A 17,323-nucleotide genomic window follows, 5' to 3' on the forward strand; every position below is an offset into this window, starting at 1 on the left:
CAGGCCAGGTGGGCCAGGCCAGGTGGGCCAGGCCAGGTGGGCCAGGCCAGGTGGGCCAGGCCAGGTGGGCCAGGCCAGGTGGGCCAGGCCAGGTGGGCCAGGCCAGGTGGGCCAGGCCAGGTGGGCCAGGCCAGGTGGGCCGGGCCGGGTGGGCCGGGCCGGGCCGGGTGGGCCAAAGGCAGGCAAGGGCGGGTCCGGGGCGGGTGGGTCACGGTCGGCGGACGCCAGGCAGGACAGGCCAGGGCGCACCCGGCCAGGGCAGGGGGCGGGCCAAGGCCGGGCTGTGGCCGAAGTTGCAGGATCGGGGCAGAGCGGGGTGGCGAGGGCCGCTGAGCACCGAGACCAGAGGCCGAGCGCCGAACGAGGCGTCAGCCCGCGAGTGCCGAGTCGCACCCAAGTGCAAGCCCCGAAACCGGACGCTGGACGGGCGTCCAGCTTGCAAGGGCGCTGCAACGGCCCTCTGGCCGCGGCTCAGCGCTCCGCGAGCTGGTCGCCCCTCAGCCCTTCCGACCTGAGTGCCTCGGTCACACGGGCTCCGTCGGTCAGCCTCGCTCAGCCTCTGCCTGCCTCCGTCGTCTCTCAGCCCTGCTCGGTCAGCCCTGCTCGGTCAGCCCTGCTCGGACTCGGTCAGGCTCCGTCGGTCAGGACTTCGCGAGCTGGGCGCGGACCTCGGCTGCGACGCGGCCGCCCTCGGCCCGGCCGGCGACCGCGGCCTGCGCGGCCTTCATCGCCTTGCCCATGCTCGCCATCCCGCTCAGCCCCTCCGCCGCGAGAGCGTCGCGCACGATGCCGGCGAGGTCGTCGTCGGAGAGCTGGGCAGGCAGGTATCCGGCGAGGATCTCCTCCTCGGCCCGCTCCTTCGCCGCCTGAGCCTCCCGGCCCGCGCCGGCGAAGGCCTCGGCGGCGTCGCGCCGCTTCTTCGCCTCCTTGGTGAGCACCGAGAGGATCTCCTCGTCGGACAGCTCACGGGCGGCCTCGCCGGCCACCTCGGCGTTACGCACCGCGGTGATCGCCATCCGCAGGGTCGAGGTCACCAACCCGTCGCGGGCCTTCATGGCCGTGCGCAAGTCGGACTCCAGGCGCTCCTTCAACATGAGGCAAGTCTATCCGCGGGGTCTGACACAAATTCGGTTGTAAAGGGCCGCTGAGGGCAGCCCGGTACGCTGAAGCAATGCGCTCGAAGACTGTCCGGCGACTTGCCGTCGGTACCGTTGCGGCCGGTGCCGCCACATTTGCCTATGCCTCGCTCGTCGAGCGCAACATGTTCACGCTGCGCAGGTTCGACGTGCCGGTGCTCGCGCCCGACGCGGAGCCGCTGCGGATCCTGCACCTGAGTGACTTCCACCTCACCCCCGGCCAGCACCGCAAGCAGCGCTGGATCGCCGAGCTCGCCGGCACCGATCCGGACCTGGTCGTCGTCACCGGTGACAACATGGCGCACGTCGATGCCGTCCCCGCGGTGGTGCGAGCGCTGACGCCCCTGCTCGATCGGCCCGGCGCCTTCGTGTTCGGCAGCAACGACTACCGCGGTCCGGTGCTGAAGAACCCGTTCGGGTATTTCGATCGAGACAAGCCGTATGTGCAGGGCGCCGTCCTGCCCACCGAGGAGCTGCGCGACGTGCTCACCGGCTCGGGCTGGTCGGACCTCAACAACGCGCGGACGACGATCAAGGCCGGCGGCCGCACCGTCGAGCTGGTCGGCGTCGACGACCCGCACATCGGCCGCGACGACTACGACAGCGTCGCCGGGCCGGCCTCACCGGACGTCGACGTGCGCATCGGGCTCACGCACTCGCCGGAGCCCCGCGTCCTGGACCGCATGGCCGACGACGGCTTCGACCTGCTCCTGGCCGGGCACACCCACGGCGGGCAGGTCGCGGTGCCGTTCTTCGGGGCGCTCGTGACCAACTGCGGCCTCGACCGGCGCATGGCGAAGGGCCTGCACCGGTGGCCGTTCTCCTCGGCGTTCCTGCACGTCTCCGCCGGTCTGGGCACCCACCCGACCGCGCCGGTCCGGTTCTCGTGCCCGCCGGAGGCGTCGATCCTGACCCTCGTCCCGCGATGACCGCCACGCCGGCCGTCCCCGCGGCGCCCGCCGCCGTCCGTAAGTGGCCCCGCCGGGCCGCGTACGCGGGCGTGGCTGGTGCGGCCGGGCTCGCCGTGCTGCTGCCGACGGGCACCGCGGGCGCCGGCTGGCTCCTGGCCGGTCAGGTCCTCAACGCCAATGCCGTGCGGGCCTGGCCGGTGCGGGTTCGCGCGTACGCCGGCAACCGCATCACCTTGACCCGCACTCCCGACACGGCCCGCTCGATGCCGCTCGCCTTCGTGTGGCCCGCCGGCCACGCGGTCCTCGGGCCCGTCATCGCCGCCGACCGGGCGAGCGTGACCCGTGAGATCACGTCGCTGACCCGCGGCACACTGACCAGCGGGCTCAAGGGGTACACCACCGGCTATGTCTATGAAGGTGACCCCATGTCGGCCCGTGGGCTCCCTTTCGACGAGGTCCGCGTCCCGGCCGAGCTCGGCGACTGTCCGGCGTGGCTCGTGCCGCCGACGACCGGTCCCGCCGATGACACCTGGATCGTCGCCGTCCACGGCCGCGGCGCGCCGCGCGGTGAGGCCCTGCGCATCCTGCCGACCCTGGCCGCGTCCGGGCACAACACGCTCGTCGTCACGTACCGCAACGACCCGGAGGCGTTCCCGAGCCCCGACGCCCTGTTCCACCTCGGCCACACCGAGTGGCGTGACGTGCTGTCGGCGATCGACTACGCCCGCGCCGCCGGAGCCCGCCAGGTGATCCTGTACGGCTGGTCGATGGGCGGAGCCGCGATCCTCAACCTGCTGCGCTCGTGGGACCACGGCGGCTTCGTCCGCGGGATCGTCCTGGACTGCCCCGTCGTCGACTGGATCGCGACGTTGCGGATGAATGCCCGCCAGCTCAACGTCCCGCCCCTGTGGACCTGGACCGCCCTCAAGCTGATCCAGCACCGCCTGGGCGTGCGCTCCGCCGATCTGAACTACCGCGACGTGCCCCTGGACGTCCCGACCCTGCTGTACGTCGACCACGACGACCGCACGGTCGCCCCCGAACCGACGGTCGCCCTGGCCACGGCCTGCCCATCCGTCCAGCTCGTCGAGACCCGCGAGGCCGGTCACTGCCGCAGCTGGAACCTCGATCCGGCCGCTTACGAGTCCACCGTGAGCACCTTCCTCAAGTCCCTCTGACGCGACAGGGGATACCGAGTTGGAGCCCTGCCGAGCGTGGGCTACGATTACCCGGCACGCTCGGGGTATAGCGCAGCTTGGTAGCGCGCTTCGTTCGGGACGAAGAGGCCGTCGGTTCAAATCCGGCTACCCCGACAGCGTCCAGGGCCGGTCTTCCACACGGGAGGCCGGCCCTGACTCATTTTTTTGTCGTACCCCCGTGGGATGCTGCGGGCATGAGCAAAGGTGACCTCCACCGCTATCTGCAGTCCGGCCGCGATGCGCTGCTGTGGAAGCTGGAAGGGCTATCGGAATATGACGTCCGGCGCCCGTTGGTGCCGACGGGCACCAACCTGCTCGGTCTGGTGAAGCACGTGGCGAGCGTCGAGTCGGGCTATTTCGGCGTGACGTTCGGCCGGCCGTTCGAGGAGCCGATGCCGTGGATCGGTCCGGGCGCCGAGCCGAGCGCCGACACGTGGGCCACGCCTGACGAGAGTCGCGAGCAGATCGTCGCCCTGTACCGGCGGGTGTGGGCGCACTCCGACGCCACGATCGAGGCGCTGCCGCTCGACGCCGCCGGGCAGGTGCCGTGGTGGTCCGCCGGGCACCGCAACGTGACGTTGCACCGGGTCCTGATCCACATGATCGCCGAGACGGACCGCCACGCCGGTCACGCCGACATCATCCGCGAGCTGATCGACGGCGCCGCCGGCTTACACCAGGGCAACGACAACCTGCCGGCCGAGGACAAGGCCTGGTGGGCGAGCCACTACAACCGCGTGGAGCGCGCGGCGAAGGAGGCCGTTGACGGGTGACGCTTGCGTTCCGGTGGCGAGCGCGGCCGTCGTGGCGAGCGGAGCTGTCGTGTTCATCGAGGGCGCGGCGGTAGGAGCCCCAGCAGCCGCGGGTCGCACCTGCGCCGGTGGGCGCGGCGGCGTCGGGACCTGTCGGTGTGGGCATCCGTCCGCGTTGGCATCCGTCCGCGTTGGAGACGGTGAGATTGCGGGCGGCTACCGGCTGGCCGGCGGCGGTGGCTACTGGATGTGTCGCAGGGCGGTGATGGCGACCGTGGTGTAGGGCATCGTGAAGGTGCCGCCGAGGTGGTCGATGGCGGTGCCGACGCTGTCCAGGATCTCGGTCAGGCGGTCCTGGGGCACGCGGGTGAGGGAGCCTGACGTGGGGAGCTGATCGAGCCAGGTGGCCGTGGTGTAGGCGTGCTCCCAGGAGAAGGTCCACTCCTCCGGCGCGGTGAAGGCGCCGGTCGCGCGGATGCCGTCGGCGGCCTGGACGAACATCGGGCGGTACATCGCCACGCCCTGCACCGATGCCTGGATGGTGAAGGGGGTGTCGGGCAGGACCCGGTGGTAGACCTCGGCGAAGGTCTCCGCGACGGTCGGAGGCAGCTCCCAGGTGTGCCAGAAGGCCGCCAGCAGGCCGCCCGGCCTGAGCACCTCAGCGGCCTTGGCCGCGCCCGCCGAGGCGTCCACCCAGTGCCAGGCGGTGGCGGCGACGACGGCGTCGAAGGAACGGCCCGCGGGGTCCCAGGACTCGAAGGTCGAGACCTCGACGTCGATGCCGACGGCGCGGGCGACGGCGGCCATCCGGGGGTCCGGCTCGACGCCGAGCACCGTGTGGCCGGCGGCTCGCAGCTGGCGGCTCGCGATGCCGGTGCCGCAGCCGACGTCGAGGACGTCTGGGCCGGGTGCGGTGGCGGTGATGCGGGCGATCAGCGCCTCCGGGTAGGCGGGGCGGGTCCGGTCGTAGCGCCCGGCGTCCACGCCGAACGACTCGGCGACCGCCCGGCGCTGCTCCGGGCTCGGACCCGGCTGCGACGACAACAACGCCGGACCCGGCCGCGACGAAGACCCCGAACCCAACGACGGCCCCGAACCTGACGACGGATCCGGACCTGACGACGGACCCGAAGTCGGCAACGGACCCGAAGCCGGGTCGAGGGACGGAGGGGGCGCGGGCGAAGACGGCGGTAGAGTGACCATGCGCCCACTATAAATGGGCAAGCGCCCATTCGGAATGGGCGAGCGCCCACATGTAGGGGCGCGAGCCCGGAACAGCAGGACGGAGACACGGTGCCGACTGGGGTGGCCTTACGCGACGCGCGGCAGCAGTTGCTCGACGCGGCGGAGCGGGTGCTGTTGCGGGACGGGCCGGGGGCGTTGACCAGCAGGACGGTCACGGCGGAGGCGGGCTGCGCCAAGGGCGTCCTGCACCGGCACTTCAAGGACTTCGACGACCTGCTCGTCGAGCTCGTCCGCGACCACGCCGGGCGGACGATGGCCCGCGGGGAGGCCCTGAAGGCCGCCGTGGGCACGGGCACCGTCCAGGACAACGTCGCCGAGGCGTTGGAGGAGTTGTTCACCTCGGTGGCGGTGGCGGTGGTGCCGCTGATGACGTTCCGGGACGAGCTGCGTGCCAGGCTGCGCCAGACCTGGCCCACGAGCCTGCCGGTGTTGCAGGAGGCGGCGGATTCGATCGCCGCCTATCTGGCCGCCGAGCGTGGCCTCGGCCGCATCGCCCCGGGGGCCGACACCGACACCCTGGCGAGGATGCTGATCGGCACGGGTCATCTGCTCTACGCCGACCGCCGCGTCGCCCCGCCGGCCGCCGAGACGGTCCGCGCGACCATCAGCGCCGCCCTACCGGTGCGAGGCTGACGGGCGCGCGGCGCCAGAAGATGCGGCGTCAGAAGATCTTGCCGGGGTTGAGGATGTTGTCGGGGTCGAGGGCGGCCTTGATCGAGCGGTGCGCCTTCAGGCCGGTGGGGCCGATCTCCCGGGCGAGCCAGTCGCGCTTGAGGAGGCCGACGCCGTGCTCCCCGGTGGAGGTGCCGCCGAGGGCCAGGCCCAGGGACATGATGGCGTCGAAGACCTTCTGACCACGGGCCAGGCTGGTGGGGTCGGAGCGGTCGATGACGATGATGGGGTGGAGGTTGCCGTCGCCGGCGTGGCCGACGGTGGCGACGACCACGCCGTGGGTCGCGGCGATGGACTCGATGCCTTCGATGAGCTCGACGAGCCGGGTGCGCGGGACGGCGACGTCGTCGACCATGATGCCGCCGCCGCCCGGGTAGAGCTGCGCGGCGAACTGCTCCAGCGCGGGGTGGGCGAGGCGGCGGGCGGCGAGGAGGGCGTCGGCCTCGACGCTGTCGGTGGCGACGTGGACGTCGGAGGCCTGTGCGTGGCGGCAGAGGGCGGCGATCGCGGCGAGGTCGTCGGGAGCCCGGCTGCCGGAGTCGACGGCGGCGATGAGCAGCGCGGCGGCGGTCGTGGGCAGGTCCATGGGGCGGTAGGCCTCGATGGCGCCGAGGCTGACCCGGTCGATGACCTCCAGCATGCTGGGCTGCAGGCCGGAGGCGATCACGGACGAGACGGCGGCGCCTGCGGCAGGGAGGGTGTCGAAGACGGCGACGAGAGTGAGCGAGTCGGCGGGCGCGGGGCGCAGCTTGACGGTGATCTCGGTGATGACGCCGAGGGTGCCTTCGGAGCCGACGAAGAGGCTGGTGAGGTCGTAACCGGCGACGCCCTTGGCGGTGCGCCGGCCGCAGTTGAGGACCTCGCCGCTGGCCAGGACCACCTCGAGGCCGATGACGTGGTCGCTGGTGACGCCGTACTTGACGCAGCACATGCCGCCGGCGTCGGTGGAGACGTTGCCGCCGATGGTGGACTGCTCCCAGGAGCCGGGGTCAGGCGGGTAGTAGAGGCCCTTGTCGGCGACGGCGCGGCGGAGCTGGGCGTTGACGACGCCGGGCTGGACGACGGCGACACGGTTCGCGGCGTCGATGTCGATGATCTCGTTCATGGCGACGAGGGACAGCACGATCGCGCCGTCGATGGCGTTCGCGCCGCCGGCCAGGCCGGAGCGGGCGCCCTGCGGGATGACGGGGACGCGGTGCCGACTCGCGGCGCGGAGGACGGCGGAGACCTGGCCGGTGGTCCGGGGACGGACGACGACCGCGGGGGTGCCGTACGCGCACAGGTCGGCCTCGTCGTGCTCGTACGAACGCAGCAGGTCCGGGTCGGTGAGGACACCACCCTCGTGAGGCAGTGCGGCACGGAGCGCCTGAATGAGATCCATGCTGAGATCCATGTTTGGCAGGCTAGTAGGCGTGCTCTACATCGACACGCCGCGGTGGCCGGCGCACGGCAGGTTCTGGGCCCATCTGATCAGCGACGTGTCGGTGGCGGAGCTGCACGCGTTCGCGGAGCTGCTGGGGGCGCCGCGGCGTGGGTTCGAGCGGGATCACTACGACGTGCCCGCCGAGATGGCGCAGCGAGCCGTCTGGCTGGGTGCGGAGCGGGTGACCGGCAAGGAGATCGTGGCGCGCCTGAAAGCTGCCGGGCTGCGTCGGCCACGACATTTGTCCGGTTCAGCGGACGCATCCAGGACAGTGAAATAGCTGCTCAGGGGTTGTTTTTGGGGGTAACTTAGGCGACCCTTGCTTAGGTAAGGCTAAGCGAGGAGTGCAACCGTGTATGTCTGCATCTGCGCCCGCGTCCGGGAGTGCGAGATCCGGCGGGTCATCCGCGCCGGGGCGCACAGCGAGGACGCCGTCGGCGACGAGTGCGGTGCCGGCACCGGCTGCGGGACCTGCCTCGATCGGGTGGCGGACCTGATCGAGGCCGAGGCGCCGAATGCTGTATTGCCCGCTTTGGCCTAGAAAAGCGGCTACCCTGCCCACATGCAGGGGGATGCACGAGTCATTGAATTTCTCAACGAACAACTGACCGCCGAGCTCACGGCGATCAACCAGTACTTCCTTCACGCCAAGATGCAGGAGAACTGGGGATATACGGTCCTGGCGAAACACACCCGGCACGAGTCGATCGACGAGATGAAGCACGCCGAGGTGCTGACCGACCGGATCCTGTTCCTGGACGGTCTGCCCAACTACCAGCGCCTCTTCGCGCTGCGGATCGGCGAGACCGTCCCGGAGCAGTTCAAGTGCGACATGCAGATCGAGATGGAGGCCGTCGACCGGCTGCGGCGCGGCATCGAATACATGCGCTCGATCGGCGACGTGACGTCGGCCAACATCTTCGAGGAGATCCTCGAGGACGAGGAGCACCACGTCGACTACCTGGAGACCCAGCTGGCCCTCATCGAGAAGCTGGGCGAGCCCTTGTATCTACAGAACGTCACGGAGCACCCAGAAGCGTCGTGATCTCGGCCCGCAGGTTGTCGTGTGCGCGGGCGGTCCACTCCGCCCGCGCCGGCACCGCGCGGAACAGCGATGGCTCGGCGAGGAACGACCCCAGGATCTGTGCCCGCCCGGAGCGGAAGGCTTCCTCAGGGACAGCCGCGTACTCCGCTCGTACAGACGCCGCATAACGGGCATAGTCCGCCGGCGGCGCCGCGAGGATGGCGAGGTCGGCGTCCGCGAGCAGGGCGCCGTTGCGGTCACCGCCGGCGACGGTGTGGCCCGCCGTGAGACGGACGAGCCGGGCCACCTCGGCCACCCGGTCCGGCGGGACGCCCAGGCCGGGCAGCACGTCCAGCGCCAGGGCGGCGCTGCGCTCCTCGTTGTCGGCGGCGAACGGCTCGTAGACCGCGTCGTGGAACCACGCCGCCATCCGCACGGCATCGACGTCGTCGGCGGCATCGCCATGATCGTCGATGACCTGGAGCATGAATCCCAGGTGGTCGAGGGTGTGGTACCGCCGGTGCGGCTCCGACCAGCGGGCGATCAGATCGGCCCCGATCGAAGCATCACCGGGAAACAGGCGCTGCCAGTCAGCCAACGACACCATACGAGGACTGTAGGGCCTCCACGATGTGCTCGATGCTGACCGCCCGGCCCGCGGCGCGGTCGCGCTGGTGGTCCGGCAGCAGCGGCAGCGTCACGGAGCGCAGCGTCTGCGCGTCCGGCGGCTCCGTGAGCCGGTGCCGGGCCCGCAGGCCGTCCGCGGCGCCGATCAGCCGCGCCGCGTGCCCCGGGTCGTCGGCCGCGACCAGCGCCGCGACCACGTCCAGCGAGATCGCCAGGTCCAGCCGGTCGCCGACCTCGTGCCGGGTGACCAGTGCGGTCACCAGCAGCCGCAGCGCCTCGACCCGGTCGCCCTCCAGCCGGGCGGCGAGGCCGAGCTGGTGCTGGGCCATCGCGGCGCCGAACGCGTCGCCGATCTGCCGGCTGAGGGTGAGGCTCTCGTCGAGGGCCTCGCGGGCCGCGGCGATGTCGCCCCGGGCGAGCATGATCTGCCCGAGGCACTCCAGGGCGAGCAGGATGCCCCGCGTGTTGCCGGCGGCGCGCTCCAGCGCGAGGCACTCGGTGGCGTAGCGCTCGGCGACCGCGATCTCACCCTGCGACAGGGAGACCTTGCTCAGGTTGCCCAGCGACGCGGCGACCCCCTGCGGCACGTCGAGCTCCCGCCAGATCGCCAGGCTGTGCCCGAACTGCTCGGTCGCGGCCGCGTGGTCGCCGCCGCCGATCGCCGCGATGCCCATCGCGTTGTGCGCGTGGCCCACGGTGGCGCGGTCCCCCGCCGCGGTCGCCTTCTCCAGGGCGGAGGCACCGTAGCGGAACGCCTCCTCGTGCTCGTCCTGGGTCGCGGCGAGGATGGCGGCGGCGTGCAGCAGCCGCGCCAGGGCGCCGTCCTCGAGTCCCGGGGCCGCCAGCAGCGCCGTGAGCCATTCGCGACCCTCGTTGATGTGGGCGCCGTTTCGCCAGTACCGCCAGAGCCCCAGACAGATCCGGGTCTTGATGCCCACGCCCGCATGCGCGAAGGCGGCCCGCACGTTCTGGTAGTCCGCCTCGACCCGGCCGGTCCACTCGACCTGCTCCGGCCCGGACAGGCCGGCGGCCGACGCCTCCGCGAACGCGGCGTAGAAGTCGGCGTGCCGGTCCAGGGGCGCGGCCTCGTCGCCGAGCCGGTGCCTGGCGTACGAGCGGATCGTCGACAGCAGCCGGAACCGGCCGTCGTCCTCGTCCCGGACGACCAGGTGCTTGTCGACGAGCCCTTCGAGCCGCTTGACCAGCAGGTCGAGGTCGCCGCCGGGCAGCGTGACGGCGAGCGCGGCGGCGGCCGTCCAGCCGCCGGCGAACACGGACAGCTCCGTGAGCAGCCGCTGCCCCTCGGCGTCGAGCAGCACGAAGCTCCAGTCGATCGCCCCGCGCAGGGTCTGCTGCCGCGCCGGCAGGTCCCGCGGCCCGGCGCCGCCGAGGGAGTCGAGGTCGCGGTCGAGGTGCTCGGTGAGGTGGTTGAGCAACTCGTCGGGGGTCCAGCGGTCGATGTGCGCGGCGGCCAGCTCGATGGCGAGCGGCAGGCCGTCCAGGCGCCGGCACAGCGCCGCGACCGGCAGCGCCGTGTCGATGGTGATCTCGAAGTCGGCGTCGACGGCCCGGGCGCGCTGCTCGAAGAGCGTCACCGCGGGCGAGTCGGCGAGCGTCGGCACCTGGTACACCTGCTCGCCGTAGAGCGAGAGCCGCTCCCGGCTGGTGACCAGGGCGCGGACCCCCGGCGCCGCGGCCAGCAGGTCGCTGACCAGGGCCGCGCCGTCGTCGACGACCTGCTCGAAGTTGTCCAGGACCAGCAGCAGCTCCGACTCCTCGAGCTGGTCCAGCACGGTGTCGAAGAGGTGCTGGTCGGGCAGCTCGCTGACCTGCAGCGCCCGCGCCAGGGCGGCGGTCATCTGCTCGGCGTCGGTGCTGTCGGCGAGCGGCACGAACACGGCGCCGCCCTCGAAGTCGTCGGCGGCGACGGTGGCGGCCGCCAGCGACAGGCGGGTCTTGCCGATGCCGCCGGGGCCGACCAGCGTGACCAGCCGCGCGTCCCGGATCAGGGCGGCGACCTTCGCGGTCTCCCGGTCCCGTCCGACGAGCCGGGTCATCGGCACGGGCAGCCGGCTGCGGCGGCGCCTCGCCTTCGGTGGCTTGACCGTCCAGGTGCCGTCGGAAGCGCCGATGAGCTCGCCCTGCGACCGCAGCCGGGCCAGCTCCGCCTCGGCCTTCGCCGGCAGGCCGCCGGAGCGCTCGACGAGCCGGTCGACCAGCGCCTTGCTGGGCTCGCCGGCCAGGGCGATGCGCATCCAGATGCGCAGCGTCGCCGGCGACCACGGGGTCAGCTCGACGACGGCCTCGCGCAGCCCGGTGCGGCGCGGGTCGTCGTCGCGCGGGTTCGTGGTCGCGTACACGATCGCCGCGGCGTCCCCGAGCTCCGGCAGCGGGTCACCCACGTCCGCCAGCAGGATGCATCCGGGGGTTCGCTCCGCCGCCAGTACCGCCGGAAAACCGCGCAAACGGGCGATCTGGGCGACTTCCCGGAGGAAACGGGTGTGGCCCGCGCCCGGTGGGCCGACGATCCGCAGGGCGGCGTGGCCACCGGCGGCGACCCGCGTGAGGAACTCCTGCGTGCTGCTCAGCGCCGCGTCGCGCTCCCACAGCCGGGACGAGCCGCCGCCCTGGCCGCCCGAGACCTCGACGTCGTCGCCGACCGCCTGCCCGCGGCCGCGGCGCTTCGCGAGATAATTGCGGCGGTCGGCGGCGGCGATCAGGGTCTCGCCATCGGTACCGTCGACGGGGCTGGTCGCCACGCCGAGGCTGATCGACAGGTGCAGCGGCGGGGTGCCGGCGAACTCCCGGGCGCGGATCTCGTCGGTCAGCCGGATCGCGAGGCGCAGCGCCTCGTCGGCGCCGGTGTTGGGCAGCAACAGCACGAACTCGTCGCCGCCGTAGCGGAACAGCATGTCGTCGGTGCGGATGAGCTCGGCAATCCGGTCGGCGAGCTGGCGCAGCAGCAGGTCGCCGCGGAGGTGGCCGAAGGCGTCGTTGACCGTCTTGAAGTGGTCGACGTCGAACAGCAGCAGGCTGCACCCGGCGACGTCGTGCAGGGCGTCGTCCAGCGCGGCACGCGAATGAGCACCGGTGACTGGATCCATCGTCACCGGTGCTGGGCCGCCCTGCACGTTCATTGTCAACTTGATCGGCCTTCCGGGGTCGCCGATGAGGTGTTCAGCAGGTTTTGGCCGTCCGGTGTCCACCCGCTGGATGTTCGTCGGCGCCGAATGTCCCTTTGCGTCCGCGCGACGTGACTATCTGTGAACACTCCCGCATGTTGGGTGAGCCAAGGTCGGCGCCTCCGGTGGCGCCGTGGACGTCTCGCAGGTCATCGCCGGGATCGACTGGGCCGTGCAGCACCGCAACGACGACAAGGCCAACCCGATCCGGATCATCACCCTCGCGTACCCAGCCGACCTTCTACGACCCGCTGAACTACGCCGTCGAGAACGCGTGGCGCAACGGTGTCGTCGTCGTCGCCGCGGGCGGCAACGCCGGCACCGTCGCCACGCTCACCAACCCGGCCAACGACCCGTCGGTGCTGTCCGTCGGCTCGGCCTCGGTCGACAACACCGTCAGCAGCGCCGACGACACCGCGTCGTCGTTCAACTCCCGCGGTGTCGCGCGCAACCTGGACCTGCTCGCACCCGGCGAGCAGATCGTGTCGCTGCGTGACCCGGGCTCCTACCTCGACCAGACCTACCCGGGCGCCCGCGTGGGCGACCGGTACTTCCGGGGCAGCGGCAGCTCGCAGGCCGCGGCGGTGACGTCCGGCGGCATCGCCCTGCTCCTGCAGAAGCGCCCCACCCTCACCCCCGACCTCCGACCAGGTCAAGGCGCTGCTCAAGAGCACCGCCACGGCGCTGCCGGGCGGCGTGGGCGAGCTCCAGCACCTGGTCCGCGAAGCGTTGGAAGTGAGGTGTTCGTCCGGCCGGGCCTGACGTCTGCGCTTTTCTTTTTCGTCAGCGTTTCAGTCGCCTCTTTCGTCAGCGTTTCAGTCGCCGCCGCCTGAGTCGCCGCCTGAGTCGCCGCCGCCCCAGTCGCTGCCGCCGTCGTCGCCGTCGGCGTCACCGTCGGAGCCGCCGCGGCCCCTGCGGCGTCCGGCGCCGCGCCGGTTGTTCCGGCTCGACCGCGCCACCTGCCCGCCGGCGAGCCGCGCCCGGCGCAGCACCTCCTCGCGGCTGAGCTCCCGCCGTCCCGACCGCTTCGCGGCGGCGACCGCCACGATCACCAGTAGCAGCACGATGCCGACCCCGATGCCCCACACCATGCGAGCATCATCGTCCGGTTTCTATGCCGGACGCTGCTCGGACTTCGTCAAGGTCTGCTCATTTCTCCCGCGACCGCCGTGCGACCGCCGTGCGGCCTTCATGCGATCTTTATGCGGTCTTTATGCGATCGCCGTGCGGTCTGACCGGAAGCCGCGGACGTCCGGGACGCCGAGGCGGGCGGCGTCGGCGGTCAGGTCGTCCGGCATGCGCTGCGACTCCTGCTCCGCCGCGACCCGTGCCAGGTAGTGGTCGATCTCCGTGGACCGGGTCGCGGCGTCCCAGCCGAGCACCTCGCCCATGATCGCGGCGGTCTCCGAGGCCGAGGCGGCGCCGCGGTGGTCGGTCTCGAAGGAGATCCTGGTCCGGCGGGTCAGCACGTCCTCCAGGTGCAGGGCGCCCTCGGCGAGCGCCGCGTACGCCACCTCGGCCGCGAGGTACTCCGGCGCGCCGGGCAGCGGGCGGCGCAGCGACGGGTCCAGGGCGAGGACGTCGAAGGCGAGCGAGCCGTACCGCTCCAGCAGGTGCTCCAGGACGCCGACGGAGATCCCGTGCCGGCGGGCGAGGTCTGCGCGGTTGGTCCACAGCGAGTGGTAGCCGTCGGCGCCGAGCAGTGGCAGGTCGGCGGTGCGGGAAGCGGGGACCAGCCCACCGTGCCGGCGCAGGCCGCCGAGGCGGTGCGCGACGCGGTCGATGACGTCGGCGGCCATCACCCGGTACGTCGTGTACTTCCCGCCGGCGATCAGCATCAGCCCCAGCATCGGCTCGACGACGGCGTGGGTGCGCGACAGCGCGGAGGTCTGCTCGTCCTTGCTGTGCGGCTGCCGGTGGCGGGCCTCGCGGGACAGCAGCGGCCGGAGGCCGGCGTAGACGCCCTCGATGTCGGCGGTCGACAGCGGCCGGTCCAGGACCTCGTTGACCTGGCCGAGCAGGTATGAGATGTCGGTCGCCGAGGCCGCCGGATGGCCACGGTCGAGGTTCCAGTCGGTGTCGGTGGTACCGATGATCCAGTGCCCGCCCCAGGGGATGACGAACAGCACCGACGTCTGGGTGCGCAGGATCAGGCCGGCCTCGCCGGTGATCGCGGAGCGGGGCACCACCAGGTGGACGCCCTTGCTGGCGCGGACCTGCATGCCCGCCGACTCCCTCGGGCCGGTGCCGGACAGAAGGCCGGCGATGTCGTCCATCCACACGCCGGTCGCGGCGACGACGGTGCGGGCGTGGACCTCGAACTCCTCGCGGGACTCCAGGTCACGGACCCGCACGCCGGTGACCTCGCGCGCGTCGCGGAGCAGCCCGACCGCACGGGCGCTGGGCACGACGGCCGCGCCGAGGCTGGCGGCGGTGCGCGCGAGCGTCGCGACGAGCCGGGCGTCGTCGACCTGGCCGTCGTAGTACTGGATGGCGCCGCTGATCGCGTCCTCGCGCAGCGACGGGAAGCGGCGGTGGGTCTCCGTGCGGGACAGATGCCGGTGCAGCGGCATCCCCCGCGGCGCGGACCCGTGCAGCTGGGCGGCGGTGGCGAACGCGTCGTAGAGGCCGACGCCGGCGCCGTAGTACGCCCGCTGCCAGACCCGCTGGACGACGCCGGTCAGCCCCCGGTGCGCGGGCAGCGGCACCAGGATCGGCACCGGCCGCACCAGGTGCGGCGCGAGCCTGGTCGCGAGCAGCCCGCGCTCCTGCAGCGCCTCGGCGACCAGGCCGAACTCGAGCTGCTCCAGGTAGCGCAGGCCGCCGTGGATCAGCTTCGAGGACCGGCTGGACGTGCCGGAGGCGAGGTCGCGGGCCTCGACGAGCGCGACGGACAGCCCGCGGGACGCGGCGTCGAGCGCCGCCCCGGCGCCGGTGACCCCACCGCCGATGATCAGGACGTCGAAGCGCTCCCGGCGCAGCCTGGAGACGTCCTGCGCGCGGCGGGCGGGCGACAGGCGGCTGGCCTCGAAACGGGACGTGGAGGGTTCACGGCGCACCTCACTACGGTAGCCGCGCCCGTCACGGGGCATCACATCATCGTGTCCATCACCGAACGCATCATCAACGCGCCCGTGGAGCAGGTCTTCGCCGTCCTGTCCGACGGGTGGACCTACAGCGACTGGGTCGTCGGCACCGCGCACATCCGCGACGTCGACCCGGCATGGCCCGAGCCCGGCTCGCGGCTGCGCCACAAGGCCGGCCCATGGCCGATGTCGATCAAGGACCACAGCGAGTCGCTGGACTGGATTCCCGGCCGGATGCTGCTGCTCAGGGTCCGTCTGTGGCCCGCGGGCGTGGGGCAGGTGCGCTTCACGCTCGACCCGCTGGACGCCCAGGCGACCCGGGTGACGATGCAGGAGCAGTTCACCAGCGGGCCGATGCTCGCGGTCCAGAACAAGATCGGCGACGTGGTGCTGCACTACCGCAACGGCGAGGCGCTGACCCGGCTGGCGGATCTCGCGGAGCGGTCACCGGTCGCCCGCCGCCTGGCTCACCGGTAGATCGCCCGCATCGCCCTCCCGATGCCCGCGGCGTAGGCGTCGCCGAGCAGCGGACGGTGGCGGGCCAGCGCCGCCCGGGCCGCGTTGGCGCCGGCGGCACCGTGCACGCCGCCGCCGGGGTGGGCGCTGGAGCTCGCCAGGAACAGCCTGTCCACGGGCGTGTCCGCGCGTCCGAGACCGGTCACCGGCCGCCAGACGAGCTGCTGGAACGCCGCCGCGGTACCCCCGTTGATCGCGCCGTCGACGAGGCTCGGGTTCTTCTGCGCCAGCTCCGCCGGGCCGCTGACGTGCCGCGCCAGGACCAGGTCGTCGAAGCCTGGCGCGTGCCGGCGCACCGCGTCCTCGACCCGGGCGATCTGCGTGCGGACCATCTCCGCGTCGACCTCGCCGGGCTTCGCGGGGCGCGGCAGGTGCGTGTAGGCCCACAGCGACTCCGTGCCGGCCGGCGAGCGGGTCGCGTCGGCCGTCGTCATCTGCCCGATGAGCAGGAACGGGTCCTCGGGCGCGCGGCCGGCGGCGAGGTCCGCCGCGTACCGCTGGGGGTCGGTGCCGAGGTGGACGGTGCCCGCGCCCGCGACGTCCGGCGAGATCCACGGGACCGGGCCCGACAGCGCCCAGTCGATCTTCAGCGTGGCGTTGTCCCAGCGGAAACCCTCCAGGTCCTGCAGCAGCCGGACCGGCAGGTGCTCTTGCAAGATCAGGCTCTGGTACAGGGTGGGCGCCGGCACGTCCGCGACGACGGCGCGACGCGCGCGGACCAGCCGGCCGTCGGTGCACCGGACACCGAGCGCCCTGCCGCCGCCGACGACCACCCGGTCGACCATGGCGCCCGTGCGGATCTCGCCCCGGCGCCCGAGGCGGCGGACCAGGGCGTCGGTGAGCTGCTGGGCGCCGCCGACGGGCACCGGGAACCCGTGCTGCTGGCCGAGCATCGCGAGCAGCCAGCCGAAGCCGCCGCTGGCCGCGTCGTCGGGGGCCAGGTCGGTGTGCAGGGCCAGGCCGGTGAGCAGCAGCCGGCCGCCGTCGCCGTGGAAGAGCTCCTCGCCGAGGACCCGGGCCGGGACGAGGAACCGGCGGCCGAGCCGCAGCGCCTCGCCGAGCCCGGCGCGGGCGGCGAGCCGCACCCCGGAACGGACCGGGGGAAACGGGGTCAGCAGCGACGGGAGGAGGTCGGCGGAGAGTCGGCGCCACTGCTCGTACACCTGCCGCCAACGTGAACCGTCGCCCGGTGCGAACCGCTCCAGCGACTCCGCCGTGAGGTCCAGCTCCCGGCTGAGCACGGCCGCACGCCCGTCCGGGAACAGGTGCGCGACGACCTCGGGCGCGTGCGTCCAGCGCAGCCCGTGCGCCTCGAGGTCGAGCGCGAGCAGCGGCGGCGACCCCGCGCCGAGGGGGTAGAACGCGCTGCACAGGTCGCTCAGGAAACCGGGCGCGGTGATCTCCGCCGAGCGGACGGCGCCGCCGACGTGCCCGGTGCCCTCCAGCACGAGCACGTCCCAGCCCGCGTCGGCGAGCATGTTGGCGGCGACCAGACCGTTGTGCCCGGCGCCGATGACCACCGCGTCGACCGTTTCCCGCATGCCCCTCAG

Annotated in this window: 17 protein-coding genes and 1 tRNA gene; 10 read left to right on the forward strand and 8 right to left on the reverse strand. The window is 72.6% G+C overall.

The annotated features are described in order from the left end of the window. Nucleotides 1-641: 641 nt before the first annotated feature. Nucleotides 642-1,094 carry a GatB/YqeY domain-containing protein gene (locus ABD332_RS54835; RefSeq protein ID WP_344514212.1) on the reverse strand — a complete coding sequence of 151 codons (453 nt, stop codon included), beginning with the start codon at nt 1,092-1,094 and terminating at the stop codon, nt 642-644. Between the two features lie 77 nt (nt 1,095-1,171). On the opposite strand from ABD332_RS54835, the gene ABD332_RS54840 reads away from it, so the two are divergent. The 4 genes from ABD332_RS54840 to ABD332_RS54855 all read left to right on the forward strand — a co-directional run bounded on the left by ABD332_RS54840 (nt 1,172) and on the right by ABD332_RS54855 (nt 4,019). Then, nucleotides 1,172-2,065: a metallophosphoesterase gene (locus ABD332_RS54840; protein ID WP_344514214.1), complete on the forward strand. Its 894-nt coding sequence runs from the start codon at nt 1,172-1,174 to the stop codon at nt 2,063-2,065. After that, complete coding sequence (locus ABD332_RS54845) at nt 2,062-3,225, forward strand: alpha/beta hydrolase family protein (protein WP_344514216.1); 1,164 nt, start codon at nt 2,062-2,064, stop codon at nt 3,223-3,225. Before ABD332_RS54840 ends, ABD332_RS54845 begins: the two co-directional genes overlap by 4 nt. A 61-nt stretch (nt 3,226-3,286) precedes the next feature. After that, nucleotides 3,287-3,360: transfer RNA gene (locus ABD332_RS54850), tRNA-Pro, on the forward strand. A gap of 80 nt (nt 3,361-3,440) precedes the next feature. Then, entirely contained in the window at nt 3,441-4,019 is a 579-nt protein-coding gene (locus ABD332_RS54855) for a DinB family protein (protein WP_344514218.1), read from the forward strand. Between the two features lie 219 nt (nt 4,020-4,238). On the opposite strand, the gene ABD332_RS54860 is transcribed toward ABD332_RS54855, so the two are convergent. Continuing rightward, nucleotides 4,239-5,045 (reverse strand): class I SAM-dependent methyltransferase, encoded by an 807-nt coding sequence (locus ABD332_RS54860; protein ID WP_344514220.1) that lies wholly within the window; start codon nt 5,043-5,045, stop codon nt 4,239-4,241. Between the two features lie 246 nt (nt 5,046-5,291). On the opposite strand from ABD332_RS54860, the gene ABD332_RS54865 reads away from it, so the two are divergent. After that, a complete protein-coding gene (locus ABD332_RS54865; RefSeq protein ID WP_344514222.1) occupies nt 5,292-5,876 on the forward strand; it encodes a TetR/AcrR family transcriptional regulator in 585 nt (194 codons plus the stop codon). A gap of 28 nt (nt 5,877-5,904) precedes the next feature. On the opposite strand, the gene ABD332_RS54870 is transcribed toward ABD332_RS54865, so the two are convergent. Further along, nucleotides 5,905-7,296, reverse strand: a complete 1,392-nt coding sequence (locus ABD332_RS54870) for an FAD-binding oxidoreductase (RefSeq protein ID WP_344514224.1) — start codon at nt 7,294-7,296, stop codon at nt 5,905-5,907. Between the two features lie 31 nt (nt 7,297-7,327). Between ABD332_RS54870 and ABD332_RS54875 the strand changes: the two genes are divergently transcribed. The 3 genes from ABD332_RS54875 to bfr all read left to right on the forward strand — a co-directional run bounded on the left by ABD332_RS54875 (nt 7,328) and on the right by bfr (nt 8,383). Continuing rightward, nucleotides 7,328-7,618, forward strand: a complete 291-nt coding sequence (locus ABD332_RS54875) for a DUF4031 domain-containing protein (protein ID WP_344514226.1) — start codon at nt 7,328-7,330, stop codon at nt 7,616-7,618. A gap of 72 nt (nt 7,619-7,690) precedes the next feature. Further along, a complete protein-coding gene (locus ABD332_RS54880; protein ID WP_344514228.1) occupies nt 7,691-7,879 on the forward strand; it encodes a (2Fe-2S)-binding protein in 189 nt (62 codons plus the stop codon). A gap of 21 nt (nt 7,880-7,900) precedes the next feature. Beyond that, a complete protein-coding gene (bfr, locus tag ABD332_RS54885; protein WP_344514230.1) occupies nt 7,901-8,383 on the forward strand; it encodes a bacterioferritin in 483 nt (160 codons plus the stop codon). On the opposite strand, the gene ABD332_RS54890 is transcribed toward bfr, so the two are convergent. After that, nucleotides 8,358-8,969: an HD domain-containing protein gene (locus ABD332_RS54890; RefSeq protein WP_344514232.1), complete on the reverse strand. Its 612-nt coding sequence runs from the start codon at nt 8,967-8,969 to the stop codon at nt 8,358-8,360. The two genes, bfr and ABD332_RS54890, sit on opposite strands and share 26 nt — an antisense overlap. Beyond that, entirely contained in the window at nt 8,953-12,093 is a 3,141-nt protein-coding gene (locus tag ABD332_RS54895; protein WP_344514318.1) for a diguanylate cyclase, read from the reverse strand. The genes ABD332_RS54890 and ABD332_RS54895 overlap by 17 nt, the downstream gene beginning before the upstream one ends. Nucleotides 12,094-12,296: 203 nt before the next feature. Between ABD332_RS54895 and ABD332_RS54900 the strand changes: the two genes are divergently transcribed. After that, nucleotides 12,297-13,004 carry a S8 family serine peptidase gene (locus tag ABD332_RS54900; RefSeq protein ID WP_344514234.1) on the forward strand — a complete coding sequence of 236 codons (708 nt, stop codon included), beginning with the start codon at nt 12,297-12,299 and terminating at the stop codon, nt 13,002-13,004. On the opposite strand, the gene ABD332_RS54905 is transcribed toward ABD332_RS54900, so the two are convergent. Together ABD332_RS54905 and ABD332_RS54910 are read right to left on the reverse strand one after the other, a co-directional pair. After that, nucleotides 12,987-13,262, reverse strand: a complete 276-nt coding sequence (locus ABD332_RS54905; protein WP_344514236.1) for a hypothetical protein — start codon at nt 13,260-13,262, stop codon at nt 12,987-12,989. The two genes, ABD332_RS54900 and ABD332_RS54905, sit on opposite strands and share 18 nt — an antisense overlap. A gap of 120 nt (nt 13,263-13,382) precedes the next feature. Then, entirely contained in the window at nt 13,383-15,263 is a 1,881-nt protein-coding gene (locus ABD332_RS54910) for a glycerol-3-phosphate dehydrogenase/oxidase (protein WP_344514238.1), read from the reverse strand. A gap of 9 nt (nt 15,264-15,272) precedes the next feature. On the opposite strand from ABD332_RS54910, the gene ABD332_RS54915 reads away from it, so the two are divergent. Beyond that, entirely contained in the window at nt 15,273-15,734 is a 462-nt protein-coding gene (locus tag ABD332_RS54915; RefSeq protein ID WP_344514240.1) for an SRPBCC family protein, read from the forward strand. Here ABD332_RS54915 and ABD332_RS54920 read toward each other — a convergent pair. Continuing rightward, nucleotides 15,725-17,314, reverse strand: coding sequence for a phytoene desaturase family protein (locus ABD332_RS54920; protein ID WP_344514242.1), 1,590 nt, complete (start codon nt 17,312-17,314; stop codon nt 15,725-15,727). The genes ABD332_RS54915 and ABD332_RS54920 overlap by 10 nt on opposite strands. Nucleotides 17,315-17,323 lie beyond the last annotated feature (9 nt).

The organism is Dactylosporangium maewongense, from assembly GCF_039531485.1.
Taxonomy (GTDB): domain Bacteria; phylum Actinomycetota; class Actinomycetes; order Mycobacteriales; family Micromonosporaceae; genus Dactylosporangium; species Dactylosporangium maewongense.

Bases quoted from the DNA above. Each gene is read 5' to 3' on its own strand.
- ABD332_RS54890 (WP_344514232.1), bottom strand. From the start codon at position 8,969: ATGGTGTCGTTGGCTGACTGGCAGCGCCTGTTTCCCGGTGATGCTTCG.
- ABD332_RS54910 (WP_344514238.1), bottom strand. From the start codon at position 15,263: ATGCCCCGTGACGGGCGCGGCTACCGTAGTGAGGTGCGCCGTGAACCC.
- ABD332_RS54855 (WP_344514218.1), top strand. From the start codon at position 3,441: ATGAGCAAAGGTGACCTCCACCGCTATCTGCAGTCCGGCCGCGATGCG.
- ABD332_RS54845 (WP_344514216.1), top strand. From the start codon at position 2,062: ATGACCGCCACGCCGGCCGTCCCCGCGGCGCCCGCCGCCGTCCGTAAG.
- ABD332_RS54835 (WP_344514212.1), bottom strand. From the start codon at position 1,094: ATGTTGAAGGAGCGCCTGGAGTCCGACTTGCGCACGGCCATGAAGGCC.
- bfr (WP_344514230.1), top strand. From the start codon at position 7,901: ATGCAGGGGGATGCACGAGTCATTGAATTTCTCAACGAACAACTGACC.
- ABD332_RS54870 (WP_344514224.1), bottom strand. From the start codon at position 7,296: ATGGATCTCATTCAGGCGCTCCGTGCCGCACTGCCTCACGAGGGTGGT.
- ABD332_RS54905 (WP_344514236.1), bottom strand. From the start codon at position 13,262: ATGGTGTGGGGCATCGGGGTCGGCATCGTGCTGCTACTGGTGATCGTG.
- ABD332_RS54920 (WP_344514242.1), bottom strand. From the start codon at position 17,314: ATGCGGGAAACGGTCGACGCGGTGGTCATCGGCGCCGGGCACAACGGT.
- ABD332_RS54840 (WP_344514214.1), top strand. From the start codon at position 1,172: ATGCGCTCGAAGACTGTCCGGCGACTTGCCGTCGGTACCGTTGCGGCC.
- ABD332_RS54895 (WP_344514318.1), bottom strand. From the start codon at position 12,093: ATGGATCCAGTCACCGGTGCTCATTCGCGTGCCGCGCTGGACGACGCC.